Annotated in this window: 30 protein-coding genes; 20 read left to right on the forward strand and 10 right to left on the reverse strand. The window is 57.7% G+C overall.

Annotated features, from left to right (window positions below; genetic code table 11):
* Positions 1-3 precede the first annotated feature (3 nt).
* Genes J3U06_RS02325 through J3U06_RS02335 form a run of 3 tightly spaced genes read right to left on the reverse strand, consistent with a single transcriptional unit; the run spans position 4 to position 1,741 of the window.
* Positions 4-609: a DNA-3-methyladenine glycosylase gene (locus tag J3U06_RS02325; RefSeq protein ID WP_267444177.1), complete on the reverse strand. Its 606-nt coding sequence runs from the start codon at positions 607-609 to the stop codon at positions 4-6.
* Positions 606-992, reverse strand: a complete 387-nt coding sequence (gene fdxA / locus J3U06_RS02330; RefSeq protein ID WP_267399599.1) for a ferredoxin — start codon at positions 990-992, stop codon at positions 606-608. The genes J3U06_RS02325 and fdxA overlap by 4 nt, the downstream gene beginning before the upstream one ends.
* Positions 989-1,741 (reverse strand): helix-turn-helix transcriptional regulator, encoded by a 753-nt coding sequence (locus J3U06_RS02335; RefSeq protein WP_267444178.1) that lies wholly within the window; start codon positions 1,739-1,741, stop codon positions 989-991. Before J3U06_RS02335 ends, fdxA begins: the two co-directional genes overlap by 4 nt.
* A 58-nt stretch (positions 1,742-1,799) precedes the next feature.
* Here J3U06_RS02335 and J3U06_RS02340 point away from each other — a divergent pair, with 58 nt between their 5' ends.
* Positions 1,800-4,463 (forward strand): multicopper oxidase domain-containing protein, encoded by a 2,664-nt coding sequence (locus tag J3U06_RS02340; RefSeq protein WP_267444179.1) that lies wholly within the window; start codon positions 1,800-1,802, stop codon positions 4,461-4,463.
* 570 nt (positions 4,464-5,033) lie between these two features.
* Here J3U06_RS02340 and J3U06_RS02345 read toward each other — a convergent pair.
* The gene (locus J3U06_RS02345; protein ID WP_267399603.1) at positions 5,034-5,270 is read right to left on the reverse strand and encodes a hypothetical protein; all 237 of its coding nucleotides are present in this window, start codon (positions 5,268-5,270) and stop codon (positions 5,034-5,036) included.
* An 87-nt stretch (positions 5,271-5,357) separates the two neighbouring features.
* Between J3U06_RS02345 and J3U06_RS02350 the strand changes: the two genes are divergently transcribed.
* From J3U06_RS02350 to J3U06_RS02370, 5 genes are all read left to right on the forward strand, one after another.
* Entirely contained in the window at positions 5,358-6,434 is a 1,077-nt protein-coding gene (locus tag J3U06_RS02350) for a hypothetical protein (RefSeq protein ID WP_267442751.1), read from the forward strand.
* A gap of 21 nt (positions 6,435-6,455) precedes the next feature.
* Positions 6,456-7,076, forward strand: coding sequence for an NUDIX hydrolase (locus J3U06_RS02355; RefSeq protein ID WP_267399605.1), 621 nt, complete (start codon positions 6,456-6,458; stop codon positions 7,074-7,076).
* Between the two features lie 402 nt (positions 7,077-7,478).
* Entirely contained in the window at positions 7,479-8,906 is a 1,428-nt protein-coding gene (locus J3U06_RS02360) for a tyrosine-type recombinase/integrase (protein WP_267444180.1), read from the forward strand.
* A 443-nt stretch (positions 8,907-9,349) separates the two neighbouring features.
* A complete protein-coding gene (locus J3U06_RS02365) occupies positions 9,350-9,892 on the forward strand; it encodes an ImmA/IrrE family metallo-endopeptidase (RefSeq protein WP_267444181.1) in 543 nt (180 codons plus the stop codon).
* A gap of 23 nt (positions 9,893-9,915) precedes the next feature.
* Positions 9,916-10,320 carry a hypothetical protein gene (locus tag J3U06_RS02370; protein WP_267444182.1) on the forward strand — a complete coding sequence of 135 codons (405 nt, stop codon included), beginning with the start codon at positions 9,916-9,918 and terminating at the stop codon, positions 10,318-10,320.
* Between the two features lie 43 nt (positions 10,321-10,363).
* Here the strand turns inward: J3U06_RS02370 and J3U06_RS02375 are convergent, their stop codons facing one another.
* From J3U06_RS02375 to J3U06_RS02385, 3 genes are all read right to left on the reverse strand, one after another.
* A complete protein-coding gene (locus J3U06_RS02375) occupies positions 10,364-10,564 on the reverse strand; it encodes a hypothetical protein (protein WP_267444183.1) in 201 nt (66 codons plus the stop codon).
* Positions 10,565-10,573: 9 nt separating this feature from the next.
* Positions 10,574-11,377 (reverse strand): excalibur calcium-binding domain-containing protein, encoded by an 804-nt coding sequence (locus tag J3U06_RS02380; RefSeq protein WP_267444184.1) that lies wholly within the window; start codon positions 11,375-11,377, stop codon positions 10,574-10,576.
* A gap of 154 nt (positions 11,378-11,531) precedes the next feature.
* Entirely contained in the window at positions 11,532-11,978 is a 447-nt protein-coding gene (locus tag J3U06_RS02385) for a hypothetical protein (protein WP_267444185.1), read from the reverse strand.
* 299 nt (positions 11,979-12,277) lie between these two features.
* Between J3U06_RS02385 and J3U06_RS02390 the strand changes: the two genes are divergently transcribed.
* A complete protein-coding gene (locus J3U06_RS02390) occupies positions 12,278-13,618 on the forward strand; it encodes a PolC-type DNA polymerase III (protein WP_267444186.1) in 1,341 nt (446 codons plus the stop codon).
* Here J3U06_RS02390 and J3U06_RS02395 read toward each other — a convergent pair.
* Both J3U06_RS02395 and J3U06_RS02400 read right to left on the reverse strand, forming a co-directional pair.
* Entirely contained in the window at positions 13,594-14,049 is a 456-nt protein-coding gene (locus tag J3U06_RS02395) for a hypothetical protein (RefSeq protein ID WP_267444187.1), read from the reverse strand. The genes J3U06_RS02390 and J3U06_RS02395 overlap by 25 nt on opposite strands.
* Complete coding sequence (locus J3U06_RS02400; protein WP_267444188.1) at positions 14,039-14,443, reverse strand: hypothetical protein; 405 nt, start codon at positions 14,441-14,443, stop codon at positions 14,039-14,041. The genes J3U06_RS02395 and J3U06_RS02400 overlap by 11 nt, the downstream gene beginning before the upstream one ends.
* 72 nt (positions 14,444-14,515) lie before the next feature.
* Between J3U06_RS02400 and J3U06_RS02405 the strand changes: the two genes are divergently transcribed.
* The 3 genes from J3U06_RS02405 to J3U06_RS02415 all read left to right on the forward strand — a co-directional run bounded on the left by J3U06_RS02405 (position 14,516) and on the right by J3U06_RS02415 (position 16,103).
* Positions 14,516-14,752 (forward strand): helix-turn-helix domain-containing protein, encoded by a 237-nt coding sequence (locus tag J3U06_RS02405; protein ID WP_267444189.1) that lies wholly within the window; start codon positions 14,516-14,518, stop codon positions 14,750-14,752.
* 78 nt (positions 14,753-14,830) lie between these two features.
* Positions 14,831-15,613, forward strand: a complete 783-nt coding sequence (locus J3U06_RS02410; RefSeq protein ID WP_267444190.1) for a phage antirepressor N-terminal domain-containing protein — start codon at positions 14,831-14,833, stop codon at positions 15,611-15,613.
* Position 15,614: 1 nt separating this feature from the next.
* On the forward strand, positions 15,615-16,103 hold the full coding sequence (locus J3U06_RS02415; RefSeq protein WP_267444191.1) for a hypothetical protein: 489 nt from the start codon (positions 15,615-15,617) through the stop codon (positions 16,101-16,103).
* Between the two features lie 28 nt (positions 16,104-16,131).
* On the opposite strand, the gene J3U06_RS02420 is transcribed toward J3U06_RS02415, so the two are convergent.
* Entirely contained in the window at positions 16,132-16,857 is a 726-nt protein-coding gene (locus tag J3U06_RS02420) for a hypothetical protein (protein WP_267444192.1), read from the reverse strand.
* A 474-nt stretch (positions 16,858-17,331) separates the two neighbouring features.
* Here J3U06_RS02420 and J3U06_RS02425 point away from each other — a divergent pair, with 474 nt between their 5' ends.
* The 10 genes from J3U06_RS02425 (at position 17,332) to J3U06_RS02470 (ending at position 21,685) form a co-directional block, all read left to right on the forward strand.
* Positions 17,332-17,520, forward strand: a complete 189-nt coding sequence (locus J3U06_RS02425) for a hypothetical protein (protein WP_267444193.1) — start codon at positions 17,332-17,334, stop codon at positions 17,518-17,520.
* Positions 17,521-17,601: 81 nt separating this feature from the next.
* Complete coding sequence (locus J3U06_RS02430) at positions 17,602-17,829, forward strand: DivIVA domain-containing protein (RefSeq protein WP_267444194.1); 228 nt, start codon at positions 17,602-17,604, stop codon at positions 17,827-17,829.
* Positions 17,826-18,419, forward strand: coding sequence for a hypothetical protein (locus J3U06_RS02435; RefSeq protein ID WP_267444195.1), 594 nt, complete (start codon positions 17,826-17,828; stop codon positions 18,417-18,419). The genes J3U06_RS02430 and J3U06_RS02435 overlap by 4 nt, the downstream gene beginning before the upstream one ends.
* Positions 18,419-18,625, forward strand: a complete 207-nt coding sequence (locus J3U06_RS02440) for a hypothetical protein (RefSeq protein ID WP_267444196.1) — start codon at positions 18,419-18,421, stop codon at positions 18,623-18,625. Before J3U06_RS02435 ends, J3U06_RS02440 begins: the two co-directional genes overlap by 1 nt.
* Positions 18,625-19,158, forward strand: a complete 534-nt coding sequence (locus tag J3U06_RS02445) for a hypothetical protein (protein WP_267444197.1) — start codon at positions 18,625-18,627, stop codon at positions 19,156-19,158. Before J3U06_RS02440 ends, J3U06_RS02445 begins: the two co-directional genes overlap by 1 nt.
* Complete coding sequence (gene bet / locus J3U06_RS02450) at positions 19,155-20,072, forward strand: phage recombination protein Bet (RefSeq protein WP_267444198.1); 918 nt, start codon at positions 19,155-19,157, stop codon at positions 20,070-20,072. The genes J3U06_RS02445 and bet overlap by 4 nt, the downstream gene beginning before the upstream one ends.
* Complete coding sequence (locus J3U06_RS02455) at positions 20,069-20,545, forward strand: hypothetical protein (protein ID WP_267444199.1); 477 nt, start codon at positions 20,069-20,071, stop codon at positions 20,543-20,545. The genes bet and J3U06_RS02455 overlap by 4 nt, the downstream gene beginning before the upstream one ends.
* Entirely contained in the window at positions 20,532-20,690 is a 159-nt protein-coding gene (locus J3U06_RS02460; protein ID WP_267444200.1) for a hypothetical protein, read from the forward strand. The genes J3U06_RS02455 and J3U06_RS02460 overlap by 14 nt, the downstream gene beginning before the upstream one ends.
* 163 nt (positions 20,691-20,853) lie before the next feature.
* Positions 20,854-21,426 (forward strand): single-stranded DNA-binding protein, encoded by a 573-nt coding sequence (locus tag J3U06_RS02465; RefSeq protein ID WP_267444201.1) that lies wholly within the window; start codon positions 20,854-20,856, stop codon positions 21,424-21,426.
* A gap of 16 nt (positions 21,427-21,442) precedes the next feature.
* Complete coding sequence (locus tag J3U06_RS02470) at positions 21,443-21,685, forward strand: hypothetical protein (RefSeq protein WP_267444202.1); 243 nt, start codon at positions 21,443-21,445, stop codon at positions 21,683-21,685.
* Positions 21,686-21,793 lie beyond the last annotated feature (108 nt).

Genomic DNA, 21,793 nt, shown 5'->3' on the forward strand with positions numbered 1-21,793 from the left:
CACTTATCGAGACAGGTAGGGATTGCCGGTGATGACGAACCTTCGCAGAGTCTCCTTGGCATGGGATATGCCTATTCGGGGCGTTGCCGTGATGGTCTCGTCCTGGGCCAGTCCGTAAGCTGCCAGACGGATGGGTGGTTTTCTGAGGTCATGGCCGTAGTAGCGCTTGTCGATGTCCAATGCCTGGCAGAGCTTGGCGGGACCGTTGGTCAGATCCCGGTCCGGATGACGTCCGTGCCTGTAGATGCGCAGAAGGTCCAGACCCTGCACTGGTTGACAGGCCCGAATCAGCACACCGGCGCCGAACCCGTCCTCCTGGCAGGAGATGTTCAGGCAGTAGTGCATTCCATAGGTGAAGTAGACATACATGTGTCCGCTGGGGCCGAAGAGGGCGGCGTTGCGAGCCGATTGCCCATGGTAGGCATGGCTGGCCGGATCATTCTGATCGTAGGCTTCGGTTTCCACGATCCGTACCCTGGCCTGTTTCCCTTCCGACTCGTAGTCCCGGATGATCAGGCAGCCCAAAAGCAGACGGGCGGCTTCCTGCACAGGGCAGTCCAGAAAGTCTGGGAAGACCAGGTGATCGTCCTGGCTTGAACCGGCCTTCATTCCATTTGGTCCTTGCGGACCCAGACCGCGCGCTGGCCGCGCGATTCCGGCTGGATGCAGACGAAATTATCCTGGTGGGGCAGGGCGGCGACCTGTGGATGGTCGTGATCGTAGGATCCCTGGGCCTGGGCGCCGCCGGCATCACCGACTTGGGCGAAGAAGTCTTCGGAGGCATCCTTGAACCAGGTCCATTCCTCCGGCAGATCCTCTTCATAGAAGATGGCCTCTACCGGGCAGACGGGCTCGCAGGCACCGCAGTCGATGCATTCGTTGGGGTTGATGTATAGGTTCCTGGGGCCCTCGTAGATGCAGTCCACCGGGCATTCGTCCACGCAGGCCTTGTCCTTGACGTCCACGCAGGGCTGGGCAATCACGTAGGTCATTGCTTTACTCTCCTTTTTGATCGACTGTCTGCTTTGGCTACTTTCAAGAAGCATCCTTTTGGCGATGACAGGGGTTTCAACACTACATGGGCTTTTTTGTCGCCGGTCCCCTTATTGTTGCCTTCCGCTAGTCCTTGGATCATTCCTAGATGAATCTTGCAGATAATGGGGTGGTTGCTGACGCTTTCCAGAAAGGGGCATGCGGTCAGATACAGACTTGCTGAATCCGGCCGCGCTCTCACCGGTGCAAAACCTAAGGTGGTCAGAGCATCCAGCAGTGTCTGCGTCATGCTCGATGGCACGCTTTTTCCTGCATTGATCTTGTCCTGCCGAGCTAGAGTACGACCCCATGCCTGCCCCGCTTTCAAGGCGGCCTCATTCCTGCTCCTTGTGTCGGGACAGGCGGTTTCCAGTGCCAGGCAGAGCGAGGAGATCATATCCTCTCTGGCTCGGTTCATGGACGTGGGGGAGTAGATGACAGCCGGTCTGCCTCGCCCGGTTGAATGATCGTCGCTGTCTGTTCTCTGACGGACTGCCTCGCCCTGTTCGACCAGACGTTCAAGATGGAAACGAGCGGTCGTCGGATGGATGCCGAAGGCTGCTCCGACCTGCTGTGCGGTTACACCTATACCGGTCTCTTCGGCCGCCGTATGAAGGTAATCCAAGATTGCAGAGCGAATCTCCTCCCCGCGTCTGCGCTTGCGGGAGGTTCGAATCTGTTGCTCATGGGCTTGAATTTCCTGACTCATCGATTAAATTGTATACCTATCAAATCAATTATCAACCCAGGACAAGGCGGACAGACTCATGCAGGATGACCGGAAGATGCGTAAGTCCGGCGGCAGAATGGCCGTGCCCAGGTCCAGGGTGGCCCTTCTCGTCGGGGCGGGTCTGGCTGCACTGCTTGGTCTTGTAGCGGCGCTGATTCGCGCGGATCTGATTCACCCCTCAGGCAGGGTGCCCCTGGCTGATCTGCACGGCGGGCTCATGGTCTATGGGTTTTTGGGCGCTGCCATTGGCCTGGAGAGGGCAGTGGCCTACCGCAGCGGCGGATCCAGCAAACCCTCCTGGGGATTCTTGGCTCCTGCCTTGGGCCTGCTGGGGTCTCTGCTCTGCCTGTTGTCATTGCTGGCTTCAAGCCGCAGTGCTGTCCCGGCATGGGTCAGGGTGGAGCTTTTCGGCGGCATTCCATGGACTTTGTCCATGTTGGTCCTGACAGCCATGTACTTGGCCATCTGGCGTCGGCAGCCTTCTGCAGAGGTGCTCATACAGGTTCTCGGCTCCCTGGTGGGTCTGGTCGGGGCCGCTGGCTGGGTTGCGGGATTGGACGCCTCGGTTCTGGCTCCAACCTGGCTCTTCTTTCTGATTCTGACCATCGTGGGGGAGCGGGTGGAGCTGGCCAGGGCGGTCTTTTCGGATATCCGTCTTGAATCGGGAATTCTTGGTCTGAGCTTCCTGACCGTCCTGATGCTGCCGGTCCAAGCCATGGCGCCTGCGGTCGGTTATCCGCTTCTAGGGCTGTCCCTGGGTCTGCTCCTCCTGGTCATGGCCAGTCACGACGTGGCCAAGGGGACCTTCCGCCATGGCGGCCTGCCAGGATTCATGGGCACCTGCATGTTGTCGGCCTATGCCTGGGGACTGCTGGCTGCCCTCATCTGGATGGTGGCGCCCCTGGACTCCAGCACCTACTGGGGCGATATGGCACTGCACGCGTTGGCTGTGGGATTCATCATGACCATGGTTATCGCCCATGTCTGCATGATCGTTCCTTCGGTCATTCGCAGGCCTCTACCCTTTCACCCCCTTCTCTGGGGCGCCTGGGGACTTATGCAGGTTGGTTTGCTGATCAGGCTCATTGGGGCCATCCGGCTCTACACGCCCTTGTGGAAGGCGGGGAACCTCCTGAATGTTCTGGGAATTCTCTCCATGATGCTGACCGTGGTGTATCTGGCTGCTCGTGGCAAGCAGGTTCTGGCATCCAAGCGTTACTGTCGGCGCCAGCCCGAGGGCTCGCAAAACGAACGCGTGGGGACCCTGGCATTGAGGACGGACCTGATTGCCACCTCGGCTACTGTGCTGGTCCTGGTGGCCGCCGTGGTTGTGATGGTCCTGCGGCCGACGCCGGCTGTTTCGGTCGGGGCAGTGCCCAGTGCCGGGGGCGTTCAGGAGGCATCGTCGAAGGGTGTTCAGCCGACTGGTCACACCAGCAGAGCCTCAATCAGGGTAAAGGGGATGGCTTTTGTGCCGGATGCCATCACCATCAAGGCAGGCGACCGGCTGGTTGTGGATTTTCAAAACACCGGGGATCAGCGGCACGACCTGGTTTTCGCCAACGGCAAGAGCACGGGATCCGTCCCTGTAGGCCAGAGTGTTTCGGTTGACGTGGGGGTCCTGGGGGGCGATACACTGGGCTGGTGCTCGTTGGCAGGGCATCGCCAGATGGGCATGGAGCTCAAGGTCAAAACCAAGGGTGGAATTGTTGCCGAACAAGGTCAGTCCTCCGCTGGGAAGACAGCCCTGGGCCATGTCCCGTCAGCAGCCAAGCTCAAGTCGCAGGCCGAGAAGAACGACCCTGCCAAGGCGGCTCTTCCACCCCTGGATGATCAGGGGAAGGCGGGAACAAGAAAGTACACGTTGGAGGTCAAAGAGCGCAAGGAGCAGGTGGCGGCAGGGCTCGAGCGTACGGTCTGGAGCTTCGACGACGCGAGCGATCCACGGGATAAGGAATCGCGGCCCCTGGCTCAGGGCCCGGTGCTCAGAGGCCGGGTGGGAGACACCTTTGAAGTGACCATCAGAAACAAGGGAAGCATGAGCCATTCCATCGACTTTCATGCCGGCCCGGCCGTCCCCCAGACCATGATGCGCAACATAGAGCCGGGCAAGGAACTCTTGTACACCTTCACTGCTGATCGGGCCGGCATTTGGATGTACCACTGCAACAGCGATCCCATGTCAAACCACATAGCCAACGGCATGTATGGGGCGGTGGTCGTGGATGACGGCACTCTACCGCCAGTGGCTGCGGAGTATGTTCTGGTCCAGTCTGAAATTTATCTGGGATCCAATGGAGGGACTGCCGATCCTGAAAAGGTGGCGGCCATGAGCCCGGACATTATGACCTTCAATGGACGGGCCTTTCAATATGACGCCCATCCGCTCAAACTGGGGAAGGGGCAAAGGGTTCGCATCTGGGTTCTGGATGCCGGACCCAACCAGCCGTTGTCCTTCCATATTGTGGGAACCCAGTTCGATACGGTCTGGACTGAGGGCCGCTATCTGATCGGTGGAGGTTCTCGAGGGAATTCCGCCGCTGCCTCATCCTCATCAGCCGGAGCCCAGGTCCTGCCCCTGCTGCCGGCCCAAGGCGGCTTTGTAGAACTCAAGGTCGATCAGCCTGGCGACTATTCCATAGTCAACCACGTGATGAGCCTGGCTGAAAAGGGCGCTCACGGCATCCTGCGGGTGTCGTGACGCGATCAGACGACTTCTGTGCCAAGCTCTGCTGATTGTCTTGTCTTCTCCAATCCTGCAGCTGGAGTACCTTGCCGTCCATGTGGTAAGGCAAACCTGGATGTGAGCCAAAAACTTGCGCACCTTCAACGATGTCCTAGATCGAAGAGGTGAGAGAGCTGATGAAGAGAACGAAGATGATGATCAGCAGCTGTGTGACCCCATGCCTGTCTTACCAAAAGATAAAAGTTCTGTATGCCGAAGCAGTCCAAGAAAAAGCCAGGATGGCCGCTGTGACCTTCAACTTGTTCGATCTGCCCGGTCCGCTGACATATCGGACCTGAAGCTGCCAAGGCTAAACTTGGGCCGGACCACTGGCGCCGTCGGTTTTAGGGGAAATGTGCTAGACAAGCAGGCAAACACGAGGTCTAGCATATAGATATGAGTCAGAGCGGATGTTCATATGCCATCATGCTGACCAACTTCGATTCAGAGGAACAGCTGAGCTATTGGAATCGGGTCAGGCATCTATGCAACCACAATCTAAAGTGCGATCAAAAGCGCGTTCCAGAGGTGAACTCGAAGTTCTGGTCAGAGGGTCATGACGGCGTAAGCATCTGAGAGAGAACCATTCAGCAGCATCCAGAGTTTCTTGAACGATTTGCCGGCATTCTCAGAACGGCATTCCTTTATAGTCCTCAGGTTCTTGTCACTGACGCAGAGCTCTTTGATGGTATCTATTTTCTGGCATTTGGTCCTGATGTAGTTCTTGACCTTCTGGGACAAAATGGTTATGAAAAGCCTTTCCTCACCGTATCCGGCAGACAACCGACCTTGGAGCAATGTCTGTTGCGGTTCACTACAGTGCCGCCCGATAATCAGCAGCAACTTTCGTCTGAAGGAGAGGCGGTTGACTTGACGGATATAGGTACGCTGCGTCCGCTGGAGTATCAAGTTTTACAAAAGACCGTCACTTCTGAAGAAAGTCAAAGATTTGCACCACAGGCTAGAGCTGTCTTGAATGGGCATGCAGGCGATCATCGGTCGATAGCTCAGAGGATCGCTTGCTTGTATGCTGCATACTGCCAGCAAGACCTGTCTGATGATACCTGCCGATTGCTGGCTCAGCGCTGGCAGGAATGGATAGATGCGGAACAGAAGGGTCTCATTAGGTATGAGCAACAACGTTCTCAAACCGGGTCGAATTGCGGCATCGTCCGCAGCTTCAATGATGCCTTTCTTCCTGTTGTCAGTGAAAACGCCGATTGCCTGCGTTCCTGGTGTTCTGCTTCCAATGCGAACGAGGCAGAAAAGACCGCATTCCGGAATGTTTTGGACAAGATAAGTCATGAACCGAGACGATCCAAGGCCTTTGCGCTTATCAGGCAGTCGGCCTTGCCGGTAGGTAGGGCTGATTGCAGTAGGACCATGGAATGCGACCAGCAAACGCTGGTAGACTGGTACCAGTTCGTCTACCGCTTAGCAATGGCGGATTATCTGGGCTGCTGCCTTATGGCTGTACAAAGCAAACCGAATTCGTATGAGCGCTTTGCAGGCCGGACCGGTGGGCGCTCATTGATGCTGTCGGGCAAAGTCACAGAATTGTTGGGGCATATGCCTTCCGCGTGTTTTGTGCAGTTCTGTTATCAGTCAAGAGACGCGATCCAACAGTGGCGTAATTGTCGACCGAACGCTCCGGACTCTGACCAGCAGCGGCATATTCGCAACATTGCATATTGTGTGCAGAAGTTTGCATCACAGCTTGATCGAAAGCAGGACAATTCAAGAATCATCAAACAGTTCATTGTGACCCTGATTCTCGCATCCATATCTGTTATCTGCGACAAGGTTATTTTTTCAGGATCAATGTCCATTATCCTGATATTGATTGCGGCCTGGTTTATTGAAGTATTTCCCGAGTTGCTGACAATGGTGGAGTGGATGCACGACCAGCATACGGCAACACAAACTATGGTATTCGCTCAACGGTAATTATTGACCAGGAAGGTGACTGTGAAAAACGCTGATGAGCTGAGGCCCGGTAGTCCTTTACAGGAAATAAGACGTAGAAAAGTCTTCGAGGAAGCGGGGGGAGCTGACTTTACCGTGACTGCTGTGGATGTCAAGGTGAGGGACACGGGTGCAGGTATGACCTTGCACGTGGCATCTGTCAAACAGGGTCAACCAGGCGTGATTTGCGTGACAGTCGTAGAACGAGGGGGAGGGGATTTCTACCTGATAGCGCGCCACTGGCGGGTCGCTGTAGAAGACTGGCTGTGGGAATTTCCGCGAGGCATGGGGGAGCAAGGCGAGAATCCCCAGACCACAGCCATTCGCGAATTGCATGAAGAGACTGGATTGCGCGCTCAGCCTGACGCCGTCCGTCAGTTGCACAGGCTTCATGCCGATGCCGGGGTGCTTCAAGACGACGTGCGAGTGATGGAAATACGGCTTGATGACGTTCCATCTATTCCTATGCTCGATAGCTTCAAACAAGGCGGTGATTGGGAACTAGAGGATTTTCAATGGCTGCGGTCAGCTGATATTGCCAATATGATCTGTGATGGACGACTGATTGATGGGCCTACCATATCTGCATTCTCAATACGAGAGATTGATAGGCAAAGGCAATGAGTCTGTAGTGTGATTTGTATATTTGCGGTCTGCTGCGCAGAGCTCGGATTAATTGCGTGCTTTATATGACAATTGCCACCAATGAGTGAACCGTTGTCGGCAGTCGTCAACTACTGCAAATCGTCTTACTCATTATTTTCTTCCTCATTCTTAGAAGATATGAGTTTGTTTGTCTCCCTGCTTTTGTCAGAGGAGCAGGGAGGGCTATTGGTGACCCCGGAGAGATTCGAACTCTCGACCTACAGATTAGAAGTCTGTTGAATAGGGTATAATGGTGTTCGGTTCCGGAAACAAGAATGGCGGAATTCCAACGTTTATAGGGCTATGGCATGGCGGTAGGATGTCTACAGACGTGCAGTAGGATGGCACACAAATGGCACACAAAGATTCCTGGAGGTACTGATGCCGAAGCAGCGGGGGACGGGTGCGGCCAAGCCATACACCTACTGGGCCACATACACGGTCAGGGGGAAGGACGGCAGTCCCGAACGCAAAAGGGTGCAGCGATGGAAGGTGCAGCTGGACCTTGGGCCCGACGCCGAGGGGGTGCGCAGGAGACGGACCTTCACCGGTAAGACCAGCAAGGAGGTCAAGGACAAGCTCAAGGCCGCCAGGGAGGAGCTGCGCGACACAGGCACCCTCTCGGACCGGTCCGCCCGCCTGTCGTCCTACGTGGACCTCTTCCTGGACCGGGCCAGGCAGAGGGTGGCCCCGAAGACGTACGGCGCGTACAGGGCGTGCGTGACCAAGTACTGCAAGGACTGGATGGGCGTGAGGATGACCGATTTCGTGCCCACCACCATCCAGCGCATCCTCGACAAGGCCAGAGAGGACGGCAGGTCCGTCAGCTACCGGCACCAGCTGTGGACCTGTCTGGACCAGATCTTTGACATGGCCATGGGGGACAGGGTCATCAGGATCAACCCTGTCAAAGGTGTCAAGGTCAGGGGACTGTCGGAGGTGCAGACCGGGCGCAGGGCGTTCAGCGTGCCCGAACTCAAGTCGATGCTCATGGCGACCCTCGACATGCCGCCGAGCGAGGGGGCCATATGGTGGTGGCGGCTCTTCACGGGCATGCGCCAATCCGAGATACTCGGCGCGCAGATCAAATACCTCCACCTGGACGACGAGCAGCCCTGGTACGAGCTGAGGCATTCCCTGGCCGACATTCCTCGCGAACACGGATGCGGACCCAAGGAGGACGGGGCATGGCCGTGCGGGCACCACTACGCGGCACGATGCCCCAAAGCCAGGTGGAGGGTGCCGGACGGGTACACGATGGAGCACTTGGAAGGACGGCTGTGCCTCGTCACCCCGAAAAGCGGCCAGGCCAGGCCCGTGCCCCTCGTTCCGCAGCTCGTCGAGGTCATGCGCCGCTACTCTAAGGCCACCAGAGACTGGCCCAACCCGCACGGGCTCATCTTCCGCAACCGGGACGGCAGCCCACGGCTCTGGGCCACCGACACCGCCGAATTCAAAGCTCTTCTCGAGAAGGCCGGCATGGATCCGGCCGAACGGACCGGGCACGAGACCCGCTACAGCGCCGTCACCCTCATGCGCAAGGCCGGCAAGGACACCAAGGCCATCGAGGAGATGATCGGCCACACCAGCGTCAAGGTGGACGACATCTACACGACCATCGACAGCGAGCAGCGGGCTGACGCGGTCAAAGCCATCCCCGACGCCCTGAGACTGCCCATGTCGCTCCTGCCCGCAGGGTCCGAACCGACCAGTAAGCAGCTCGAAGAGGAGGAGCGGCGACGCCACGAGGACTGGGTGCGGTCACGCAAAGGCGTGGGCGGGAGGAAATCCAGGAAAGACAAAGCCTGATGATGCGCAAAAGCCCCATCGAAGCGGGGCCTGCGCTTCATTGAACACCGGAACAGAATTCCTTCGAACCCACCAAGAGGCGTTTGAGGTACGACAGGAGTGGCACCATTGCCTAATCGTTGCAATACCAACGATAACGACGGTTCAGATCCTCGAAAACGCCCGTGTCGGCGCACTCATGGAAAAGCCCCGTCGAAGCGGGGCCTGGGCTTCCTTGAACTCAAGTCAGAGGATACGCCAAAGTTGTTCTCACACCAATTCTCTTGAAAACCATGGGAAGGTGTCCTTGAGACGCGTGGAGGTGACGCAAAAAGGCGGGAAGCATATTCTGAAGGCAGGGAAGCTTCTGATACTATATTGGTAGAGCACAAAGTTATCCACAGTTATCCACACTTAATGTGGGGCTGTTGGCGGACAAACCAGAAGACGGGAGGTGTCGTAACATGGCTGACGGTAAAGTGATGACATATGGCGAGGCTCGGAGGATAGCCAGAAAGCTCGCCGAAGATACCCTCGAGCACTATTGGACTTCCGGTAAGTTCCCGGTCGATCCTATCAAGATAGCCCGTAAGTGTGGGATCGAGATATACGACTCGCAGCTCGGCAAGGACCGCTGGGGGATGTTGATCGGCGGGGACAATTCGGCGACGATGTATCTTGACGTTGATCAGCCGCCAAGCAGGAAACGTTTCTCTGCCGCTCATGAGCTAGGCCACTACATGACACATTCCGCAGCTGAAAGTTTCGACGGTTTCGAGGTAGAACCGATCAAGCCAGGCGAAGGATATGAGGATGCGAGGTCGGACCAGGACCGTGGCAATGTGTTCGAGGTCATTGCCAACGAGTTCGCGGGCAATCTCCTGATGCCTGAGGGGAAGTTCAGGGAGCTGAAGGAGAATGGTAATTCTGACATTGCCATCGCCAGTTTCTTCAAGGTCTCGGTCGATGCCGTGTCATACCGGTCGAGGCGTTTGGGGTTGGCATGAGTTCTGATGCTGTGGATGGGGCATTGGCGGAGGACGACCAGCCGGTGGGCAGCAGCGAGCTCAAGGATTCGGTCAAGGGCATCAAGCACGAGCAGCCGCTTGATGGCAAGCCGCTTGACATGGTTGAGGACATGAGCCCTGAGAAGGGTCCGTTCGGGGGGACGTCGGAGGCGGCCCCGTTGCTGTCCGCGTCCGGTTGGCATCCGTTCATGCATTTCTTTGTCAAGGTGTCCAACATGATGCATGGCAGTGCCGACCCGTGTGATAGGGCGGGGATGCTCAAGACGGAGTATCCCCGTTTTTTCATATTCTCCTGGGTCATGGACGAGATCTTGGAGGTGGTTGTGGTCGTCTTGTCGGTGGTGTTCATATCGATAATCGTGGAGAAGGCCATTGGTGTGAGCTTCCCCGTTCCGCTCGCCTGGTAGGGCCGCATATGCGGAGCCCCGCTGAAGCGGGGCTGATGGCTTCCTATCTAAACAGGTCCCAGAGGCTGAACGTGGTCTTCTTGTAGACCTTGTTATAGGCTGCTTTCTTCGGGTTCCTGACCCAGCCCATGCCTTTCTTGCCGTATCCGGGGATGACGGCTTTCTTCGCCTGCCTTTTCCACTTGCCTGTGGTCCTGGCGCTGATGGACCTTTTTACGCTAGGTTTGCGCATGCCTACTTTCATGGTGTCTCCTTACTCGCAGGCCACGCCGTCATGGTCCCGGTCCAGGGCAGGACGGTACCCCGGCTGACCCTGGTACAGGGGTGCCTTGCCGGCGGCGCGGACCGCATCGCAATTCTGGTAGTACTCATAAGTGTCCGGTGCGGGTGCCGGCGCTGGTGCCTGGGCCGGGGCTTGTTCCTGAGTGGGCTCCTGCGCCGGGGCGGGGGCCGCCGACTGAGCTGGAGCTGGAGCTGGCGCTGGTTGGGCTGCTGTGTCATGTCTGAGCGAGATGACCGGCTTTGCGTCTGCGGATACGCCTGTGACTGTCCAGTTACTGTCGAGGATGGGGGTTTTCCCGTCGTCGGTCTGAACCGTGTAATGGGTAGTGGTCCAGTGGTGGTCGGTCAGGGTCCTGCTGGCCTCGTCCCATTTCCTGCCGACCAGGGTCTGCAAGTCGAAGGCCTCCTTCGCGGGCTGGGAGACCGCGGGCTGTGTTTGGCTGCTGCTTGCCGGTGCTGAGGCATTCTTCGACCCGCCCTGCCCGGTAGCCAGCCCTATGATCAGCAGGACCGCTGCGACGACCCACACCCATGTGCGCTTGTACCAGGGCTTCTTCTTGTCTTTCCCAACACCGTGCTGTGGGTTCATGCCCCCATTTCCAGGGTCGGGACCCGCGCTTTCCTGGCCGTCACCCTCGTAAGGGACCTGCCCAAGCTCCTGGGACACCACCGGCATCGTCTGGGTCGGCTGCTCCGTTACCGGCTCCATCGGCTGCGTGGGCTGCTCCTGCTCCGGACGATACCTGTCGTACCCGTCACCTGTAGGATCCGTCATCTCTTCTTCCCTCCCATGGTATGTCTACTGTGACAACAGGGAAAATACCACCAACACACGTCAGACAACCGGTATAAAGAAAGCCCCAACGAAGCGGGGCAGAGAATGGGCGAGAGCCCATTAGCAGCATTTTATGCCGGGTGGGAGCACTGACTCATTTCAGTTCGTAGTTATTGTCTGTAAGGAAGTAGCTGTATTCCGGCTGGCTTTCCTCATTGAGATGTACCGGCTTCCATGACAATCCGATCATCGTTGCGCTGGACGGCACCTGGAACGGGTAGGTCATTGCGGAGGAGAATCCGGGTTGGAGCTGTGTGTTGCATTCCGGGTTTCCTTGGACCTGGTACAGATCCTTTATCGACGTATACTTCTGGTTTTCCGAGTTGTAGGCGTTGATCTCGACGGGGTAGCTGCATGTCAGGTCGATGGGCTCCTTACCTGTATTGGTGATTTCCGTGGTGACCACCCAGTATTTTGCGTTCGGGTCTGCCGCTTTGGGTGCGTATTCATGGTTGCTGCACCCATCTCCGCACGTATCGTAATTAATGTTGGGCTGGTCACTGGCGGAGACCAGCTTGATCCTGATCCCGTCGTTTTCCACTGTCTCACCGATACCCGGTGTCGGCTTCTTGGTTGGCTTTTCCTTGGGTTTGCTTTGGGCAGTTTCTTGCTGTTCCGGCTGACTGCTTTCGGCAGCGCTGTTTCCTCAAGCCGACATTGCAAGAGGAATCGATATAGCCAATACAAGGGTCCACAACTTCTTGGTGGCGCGCATGTGTTTCTCCTCCCGGTCTTCCGTGACTTGTGCCAGCGTATCAGGAAGACATGCCGACCTTAGAGGAGGCTGCAAGAGTAGATAATGATGATGGTGTTTCGGCCCCTTGTTGTAGTTTTGCGGTTATGGGTAAGAAGGGTAACGGTGCCATCTGGAAGATAGTGGTCGCTTTCATTCTTGTATGCTTGTTTGCTGCCTATCCGGTGGCGGGTGTCGTCTGCCTGGTGCTGGTTCTGCTAGTCGCTTTCCTTGCTTCCAGGTCCGGTCGGGGCAGGCATGCGGGTCAAGCTGGTGGTCATGAGAGTGGAAAGCGTTATGAGGGTGGTCTTGATTCTGTAGTGTCTCCCGAATTCACTGGGAGGTATCTGGGTGATGATGGCCTGCCGGTTGATTATGTGGCTTTGGATACGGAGACGACGGGTCTGCATGCCGATAGGGACAGGATCATCGAGATAGGCGCTGTGAAGGTGCGCGGCCGGCAGGTGGTCGATCGTTTTTCGATGCTTGTCGATCCGGGGCGCGCCTTGGATGCGCGGATAGTCGAGCTTACTGGGATTACCGATTCGATGCTGAATGGGCAGCCTGGCATCGTTCGGGTGCTTCCAGCTTTCTGGTCGTGGGTCGGGGATGATCCGCTGGTGGGGCATAATCTGCGTTTCGACATGGGGTTCCTGGAGGCAGAGGGTGACCGGATAGGGGTGGAGGCCCCGGAGGGTGTCATCTGCATGGATACTCTGCAGATGAGTCGGGCCATGTTTCCCAAGGAGCGGCATCACCGGCTTGAGGATCTCATTCGCAGGTTCGGCATTGCGCAGTCCGAGGAGCATCGCGCCCTTTCGGATGCCGGACAGACGCAGCAGTGTTTCGAATGGATGCGCGACTATATGAGAAGACTCGGAGGAGGTTTCTCGACCATCGCATCAGGCGGTGGTGCCGCAGCCTCGCATGAAGTCGGATCGTCGCTTGGTGCGTCGGCGGCGGACCAGTCGAGGCATTTCGGCGGCCATGACCTGCACCGGCCGTGCAATAAGAGGCCTGAAGGGGATTGCATCGTCGAGAATGTCGATTCATGGCAGACGGTCGGAGTCGCTGGTGCGGGGAAACATCAGGATGTATTCATGCGTTTCCCCCGCAATGCCGAGGTCTGGGTGGCTTTGACCCACGGGATCATGCCCTCGGGCAAGCATGCGGGCGAGCCCATCATCGATGTCTGGCTGGATGGAGAATACGCCGGATATCTGACGGTGCTGCAGACTTCCCGTCACTGCAGGCAGGTGCCGCCACAAGGAGGCGTCTCCTACGCGCACTTCGGCGCAACGGGAGGGAAAGGCAGACTGCAGTTACGCGTCTCATTCCCTTATGCGCACCCGGAAATCGACTATAAGCGATACGTACAAACACTGGATGATGATGGCCAAGTGGGCACGAATGGTCCGGGTATTCAACCATCAAGCAAAGAGGATTGACGGGAACGTTGGACCAGGATCATCCTGTAGTCTTTGACAACCTGAAGGGTCACGTCGAGTTCGCAGGCGATCTGGTATGGGTCTCCCTCGTACATGGCTTCGGCTGTCCGGTATTCGAGAGGGTTGATCAGCTTCAGCGCGGTCTGCCTCCTGGTGCGGTGTTCGACGCGGGTGCCGTAGATGCCTGTCCGGGTGTTGTCGGCGTGCTGCCAGTGGATGAGCTCGTGGACGAGCGTGCATCGTTTCTGGCAGTAAAGAAGGCGACGATCGATGAGGATCGTGTGCTCGTCTTCGTTGTAGTATCCGTTTTTGCCTTGAGGTAGATATGCGCTGTCGATGTGGACGTCCAGGTTGTCTGCATATTTGCGCATTTGCCCGTATGTCATCGTCGACTCCAGACCTTTGAGAGACCTGGCGGCCTCATCTGCCATCTCCGCCCTCCATCTCCTTCTCCTTGTTGGGGTCGGTGGAAGCTGCGAGCGACACATCGTTTCGCTGTATCTTCTTCAATGTGTTTTCGACGCGCGTCTCTGCCCTGGCGGTTTCCTCATCCGTCTTTTTGCGCAGTGTCTCCTTGGTTCGCTTGGCCAGTTCGATCATCAGGTCCCTGCCGGTTATTCCGGTCAATCCCGCCAGGGCGTCGACGTCCATCGTGTCCAAGGCGCGTTTTCCGTTGGCTCGTTCGGAGGTGTAGGGCAGTGTCCTGCCGAGTCTGTCGGCTATCTGTTTGAGGGTGATGTTGTGCCCGCTGGCCCATCCCTTGTACTCGATGGCGAAGGCCTTGGCGAAAGGTGACAAAGGTTTGTAGTCGCGTTTATTAGCCATGCGGCTAGCATAGCATATGCGCAACGGAGTGTTGCTAGTTGCCAATTAATTAGCATTTGCTAAACTAAGCATATGCAAACAACGCAACAACTCTTGGCTGCCGGTATCCGCTACCGGTTGGCGATTATAGACAAATCACAACGGTGGCTTGCGGATCAGATCGGAATCTCGAAGGATGCATTGTCGCGGCGAATGACCGGCAAGACGAACTTCGATGTGGATATGGCTGATCGGATCGCATCGATATTGGGTACCGACTTCAGCGGCCTTCTTGCTTTGCCGGAAGATGCTTTCAGAAGGGCGGCGTGATATGCGGCGACCTGCTTTTCCTGTAATAAAAAGCCCGGTGGTGGCCGGGCTGGTCAATCCAACTGAGAAGGAGTTGAAATGACAGTATCCAGTATAGTATCGGTCCCGTTCCGGGGTCAGGTCATCGAGGCGCAGAAGGACGGGGAGACCGTGAAGGTCGCCTTGAAACCCATCTGCGAGAATTTGGGTCTCAATGCGAATGGTCAGATTCAAAGGTTGAAGAGGCAGCCTTGGGCAGTTACGTGTGTCATACACGCAACTGGTTCTGATGGTAAGGCCTATGACATGGTGGCGGTTGATCGTCGTACGTTCACGATGTGGCTGGCGACCATCGACACGAGAAGGGTCAGGAGCCAGGCGGCTCGGGACCTGCTCATCGCCTACCAGCAGGAAGCCGCCGACGCTCTGGACCGGTACTTCAACACGGGCGTGGCGGTGAACGAGCACCTGTTGAAGGCGCAGCATTTGCGGCGCATGGAGCAGGTGGAGCTCTTGCAGGCCGCCGAAGGTCTTGTGCATCCTGATTTCCTGGAGGCGAAGACACGGATCGTGCTGGCCCGCGAAATGGGGGAGACCCCGGAGCTCGACCCCGCATCCCGGCCCTTGTATGTGCAGGACTACCTGAAGGAGAAGCAGCTCGGCAGCCGGGAGCTGCGGCATCGCGGCGGCATGTTTGGCAAGAAACTCAAGCAGGCCTACATTGCCGCGCATGGGTGTGAGCCGAAGCGCGCGGACATCACGACCGGGTCGGGCCAGATCCGCAAAGTGTACGCGTACACGGAGGCCGACCGGTCCTTGTTCGACCAGGTGTGGGACAAGGCGCAGGCCAAGGCCCTCACCGCCACCGGATTGGCGGCGTGAGATGGATTGGGTGAATCTACTCCAGGATGGGGCGATCATCTGCCTGGCGATTACGCAGATTGTTGATTCTTTTTGGATTCGTGGTCTGCGTAAGCAGGTTGTGGATTTGCGCAAGTCTAAGCAGGACAAGTACCGCGACCTTCCGTTGATTGAGTCTTACTGCAAGTTTGGTGATGGCGGCTCGTTCAGGAGCCTGTATTGCGAGCGGTCTTTGCAAGAGGCTGCTTCTTATGAGACTCGGGTTGCTTCTGGCTTTAAGCCTTGCATCTTCCGCAAGGGTGACAGTGTACGGCTGAGTGGTCTTCATGGAGAGTTCATTCTTACCGGTTATTCGGGTAATGGTTTCTCTGCATGGAAGAAGAACGGTTCATCTTCCATCACGACGACTGTGACTTTCCATGCTGATCGTGTGACTGCGTGGAAGCGGAACACGGGTGAGTGGCCGGTCGAATGGTTCATGGGCACCGGCAGTAAACGCAAGGCGGCGTGAGATGACGAGTAATGTGGTTTGGCTGCGCTTAGCTGAAGGACTTCTTGAATTTCTCGCTCCGTTTCAACCCGAGGTCGCTGGTCCAGACCAGGTTGATGTCGACGGTGATTTTCCCCACGGCAATGACCATCAAGCCATCGTCGCTGGCATTGATGCGGTCGATGTTCCTCTGGTCTTCGCTCACCTTATCGCTCAAGAGCTGGTTTTGGAGCGGCAGGTCGCCGAACGGGGCTATTTCTTTGACTCGACTTTCGATTATGGTCTTGTCGTCGTTCCGGACGACCACGGTCACGTCGTGTGCCGTGTTGGGGCTGTTGTTGGTCATGTTGATGGTCGAAGTCTGCTTGTCGAACTTGAACCCCCAGTCGTAGATCGTCTGGTCGGCGGTGACGGAGAGCGCTCTCTTGCTGATCGTGTTCGCGTCGCTACTTATCTTGTTTGCCTCGGTTGCAAGGCCGTTTGCTTTGGATGCGATCCCTATGGATTTTTCAGCGATCCCGTTGGCTTTCTCAGCGAGGGTGTTTGCGTCCTGGGAGAGCTTGTTCGCCTTGCGCGTTTGAACGATGGCGATAGTCGCCGTGACGAAACCAAGGATGCCGGTGACGGCCCCGATGATGGCAATGATCGTGGAAAGGGGTTGGCTCCCTTGCATTCGTCGTGCCCTTCTCGAAATTTTCCATATAAGAAGAATGCCGCAGCTGGTACCTGCGGCAGTGACAAAAGAAAGTAGGTAGATATCTGATGTCAGATTCAAATATACCATCCGCCCCTACGCGGCGGGGTGATCCTGAAACGTCGTTTGAGGCGGCGGAGAAGGTGAATACGGCGCGTATGAGGGTTTTGACTCTGCGTGCTTTGCGGCGTCTGGAGTCGACGAGTTCGAAGCCTTTCGACCAGTGGGCCGTGAAGAGGGAAGTGAAAGCGGAGCTGGGTTTTGAGCCTGCTGAGAGCACGGTTCGTAGCCGTCTGTCTGATCTGGTGAAGATTGGCCTGGTCGTGGTCGTTGACCGTGATGGTACGAGCCCGTCCGGTAATGCTTGCTCCCGTTACCGTCTCGCTGAAGTGGGGGTGGCGGCGTGATCTGGTTCAGTGTGGACGAGGTTTTCCGTGGAAAATGCCCGCGTGGTCTTCGTCACGAGTTGGAGTCCGCCTATCGGCTTGTTGAGGGTAGGCGTGTGTGGGTCCGAGAGGACGTGGAGCCGATTCTTAAACGACTGGGGGTGGCGTCATGAATCGTGCTTTACTGCGTCAGGCTGAGGCTCAGGATTATTTGGGCGGGCTGCCGGAGAAAACGTTCAAGTTCTATTTCGGGGACAAGGTTATCAAGCTTGGGAAGCGGGATTATTACCGTCCTTCTGACTTGGATGAAGTGGTCGCTGGTCTTGCCCACAAGGAGCAGCCGGAGGCGGGCAAATGACCGCCGAGCAGTTGGCCGCTCTTGAGTTGGAGCGTTTGGATCCGGCTACTCGTGCTCGTCTGGGTCTTGGAGGTGGGTGTGATGCCCCTGTTGACTCCTGATGATATCCGGCGTGTGGCTTTCGACTGTCGTCGCGGCTGGTGGGTGTTCCCGGACCGGTATGACGCGGATGAGGTTGATGACTATCTGGACGAGTGTGCGCTGACGGTAGCGGCGCTTGGGAAGCAGTGCGAGCGGCTGAAGGCGCAGGTGCCCTGGTCGCCGGCACGGATCAATGAAAAACCAATCGTAGTGAAGGAAAACAAATGAGTGACAAGGAATGGTATACAAATCTGTCCCGTTATGAGCTGGAGGGCAAGCACGTGCATGTCTTGTTTTCAGACGGGACGATGGAAGGCAGTTTGAACCTTCTTGGGCAAATTGTGTATTGGAATTCGGACGTTGGCCTGAAACATGTCCAAATTCTTGACTGGAACAAAGACAGGACATGGACGCGAGCTGTCGGTGTGGAGTCGGTGTCTCTGGTGTGGGATGAGCGCGACTGGCAGGAGCTCGGACCCGTTGATTACGGTAGGGCCGACGCGATAGTGGTCAATGGCCGTCTTATACGGGTTAATGGGATCTCCGCTCACCATCAATTCCGCCCCGTTGTGGGGTTTTCAGTGTCTTTCGAGCATGTCTCGTGTGCTTTGCGCTGCCGTCACAGGCTGCCGACCGAGCGGGGCGCTTATCGGGGTGCTGATGGGACGTTGCTGATGCTGACTGATATAGGTCTGCCTGACAAGTGGGTGTACGTTTCGGAGGACTTCAAGGAGTGCGGCGTCTTTCTCGGTGACGAGCAGGCGGAGCAGCATCTGCCTTTGACTCCTGTGCATTTCGTGGACGGGAGGGCCGAGTGATGGCGTTGATTCCAAGCGAAGTGGGAGTCTACGAGGCTGCTGACGGCGATCTGCTCGTCCGTTTTGAGACAGGCGGAGGCGAGTGGTTGCATGTCTGTGACCTTTTCATGACTGACTTCGGCCCGGTGAAGGGTTGTGAATTTATTGAGGCTGATTCGGTGGCGGAACGCATGCCGCTCAAGTGCATTTCAGGGAGGGTCGAGTGATGGCGAAGGATATTGCGGACATGCTTGCTGATGGTGAGCTGACCACGTTCGAGGCGGCTGGCCAGTTGGCTTTGGCGCAGTCGATGCAGAAGCGGTTGAAGACGCAGATCGATGCGCTCAAAGAGTTTCTGACCGACCGGATGGATCCCAAGGAGCATCTGACGACCGACCTGGGGACAGTGACCGCGAAACGGGGCAGCGAACCCCGTTGGCGGGTGAAGGATCCTGTGGCGTTCGCCCAGTGGCTCAAGGAGCACGGCGAGGAGGAGAGCGTCGAGCAGGTGCCGTATCCGAAGGAGTGGGCGGCCAAGCCTGACGCGATAGAGCATCTGGTCGGGCAGTTCGGCGGCGAGCAGCCTGCGGGCGTGGAGCTTTCGCGTGGTTCGGGTGACACGGTGGCGGTCAGCAGGGTCAAGGACTGGTCGGCCATCTTCCAGGACATGCAGGCGCAGGATCAGGCGCGCCGGTTGCTGGGCATCGAAGGCCCGGAGGCTGACGGCAAGGATGACGAGAGTAAGGACTTTTGGGCATGAGTAGTGATCTGACGATTACGGACAAGCAGGACGGTTTCACCCCGAACCAGGTGGCGGCCTTGCAACAGATGGGTGTGAACGGAGCCAGCGATGGTGATTTGGCTGTGTTCTTTCACCAGGTGCAACGTACCGGGCTGGACCCGTTCGCCAGGCAGATTTATATGGTCGGGCGCAAGGAATGGGCAGGCAGGGACGAGTCGGGAAAGAGCATCTACCGAATCAAGCAGAACATCCAGGTTGGCATCGACGGGTTCCGATTGATCGCCCGTCGTGCCGCCGAGCGAAGCCATGAGACGTTCGGGGAGCCATCCACCCAGTGGTGTGGTAGCGACGGCGTGTGGAGGGACGTGTGGCTTGACGCCGTGAACCCTCCCCTTGCAGCGAAGGTTGTGGTCCAGCGCGGGAGCGGCACCTTCACCGGTGTCGCCACTCTTCACGAGTACATGGGCACGAAGAAAGTACAGGACCCCGGCAATCAGTGGCATTTTGAGCCGAACAAGATGTGGAAGGAAAAGCCTGCCATCATGCTTGCCAAGTGTGCCGAGGCTCTGGCATTGCGTAAGGCGTTCCCGCAGGACCTGTCGGGCTTGTATACAAGCAATGAGATGCAGGATGACGCGCAGGAGACCCAGCCTGTCCAGCATGAGCAGCCGGTCCAGGCTGTGGTCATGTCCACCAAGGACCAGCAGGACCGGATCGCGGGCCTGATGCGCCAGGGGGGCGTCCACACCACGGCGCAGGCGCGGACCGCCTTCAAGGCGCTGACCGGTAAGGACCTGAGCCTGCCGGACCAGCTCACCCATGATGATGCGGCCATGCTTTTGGACGCACCAGACTTGGTGGTGTCTAGGACCAGGGAGGCGCTGCAAGGCAAGGCTGGTGGTCTTGAGGCTGAGGCTGGTGGTGCCCGATGATGCGGATAAAAGAGATCAAAGGGTTCTTCGGCAAGCATTCTGATGGCACGGTGCAGGTGTATGAGTGCGACCAGTGTGGTGCCAGGACGTATGCGCCCGGCTTGGATGGGTGCCCTTTGTGTGGTGACAGCGGCAAGCCGTCGGACCGGTATGTGACGGCGCTTGACACGGTGGACTCGTATATGCAGGTCAGGGGCAGCCGGGTGCGCGGTGCTGATTGCGGTTGGCCGTCCTTGCAGACCGTGTATGCGGCCGTCGCCCCTGGGACGGTGACGAATGCCCGGTTTGACCTTGACGGCGTGGGTATCAATGCGACCAGGGCAGGTATCGGCGGCAATCCGTTCCATGCCGGGTATCGGGAGGTCTTCCTACTGGCTCTGGACGATATCAACCGGTATGGGACGCAGGCGTTGTCCGAGGAGCTGGTGAGCAGGGTCGTCAGGGATCTGGGGGCGCGTCATGCCGATCAGTGACCTGGCCCTGCTTGGTGCCGGCGTGTGCGGCGCGATCCTGTTCTTCGCGGTTCCTTGGACGCTGGTGGAGCCTCGGCTTGGCCTGGTGGACCTGGCTGCCCTCGTGTGCGGCTTCTGGTGCCTGGATCGGGGTGAACGGGTGTGATTGCTGATATCCCGCTGCTGCATGGCGCTGTACGCCGGTGCGAGTACTGCCACCGTCCCGACGTGGGTGCCGATAAGTGCCCTCACGCCATCAACGAGAAATACCCGTGCCCTAAGAGGCACATCCCCAAACATTTGCAAGACGCTTTAAGGAGGGCCTAAAAATGGCCGGAGAGACTTATCTAACAATAATCGGTAATTTGACTGCCGATCCTGAGATGCGGACCACGTCCAACGGTGGCACGGTGGCGAACCTGACGATCGCGTCCGCGCCCCGACAGTTCGACCGGAATTCGGGCCAGTGGGAGGACGGGGAGACGTTGTTCATGCGCTGCTCCGCCTGGGATACGCAGTATCATCCCACGGCTTCCAACATTCAGGCCAGCCTGGCCAAGGGCATGCGGGTCATCGCCCGTGGACGCTTGGAGCAGCGCTCCTATCAGGACCGGGATGGCAACAAGCGCACGGTCGTGGAGATGCGCTTGGACGAGATCGGGCCAGCGCTATCCCGGGCCACCGCGCAGGTGACCAGGAACCAGCAGCAGGGCCAGCAGGGCGGCGGCTTCCGCGGTCAGCAGCAGGGTGGCTTCGCGGGCTCACGCCAGCAGTCTGCAATGTCCAATGGCTACTCGGCTCCTGCTCCCGGTGCTACGGTGCAGGACCCATGGAGCACCCCGACAGGCCCAAGCCCGGCGCAAGGGCAGGAATTCGGAGGCGACGATGAACCGGAATTCTGAAGGACTGCTGGACCTGGTGCTGGCTGATATGGAAGAGCACCACCTGACACCGGATGATGTGTTGTTCGTTGGAGACATGGAAGGCCACAGGGCCGATTGGAAGACCTTTGAGGGATACGCGAAGAGGGTGGATATAAGCAATCCCTTGCAGAGGGCGTATCTCGACCAGCTTTTCGTCATGTATTTGGAAGACGGCAGGGAGATGGAGTGTCCGATTTCCGAACTCCTGGAGGAGGCGGATTCCGATGGAGACTTTTGATCCTCATGCGGGTGTGGAGGCTCCGCTCGAGCCTGACCATGCGTGCCCCTTGTGCGGGGGAGCGGTAAGCCCGGCAGGCTTCTGCCTGGGGTGCGGGTGGCCCGAATG

This window comes from Bifidobacterium sp. B4142 (genome assembly GCF_026537325.1).
Classification (GTDB): domain Bacteria; phylum Actinomycetota; class Actinomycetes; order Actinomycetales; family Bifidobacteriaceae; genus Bombiscardovia.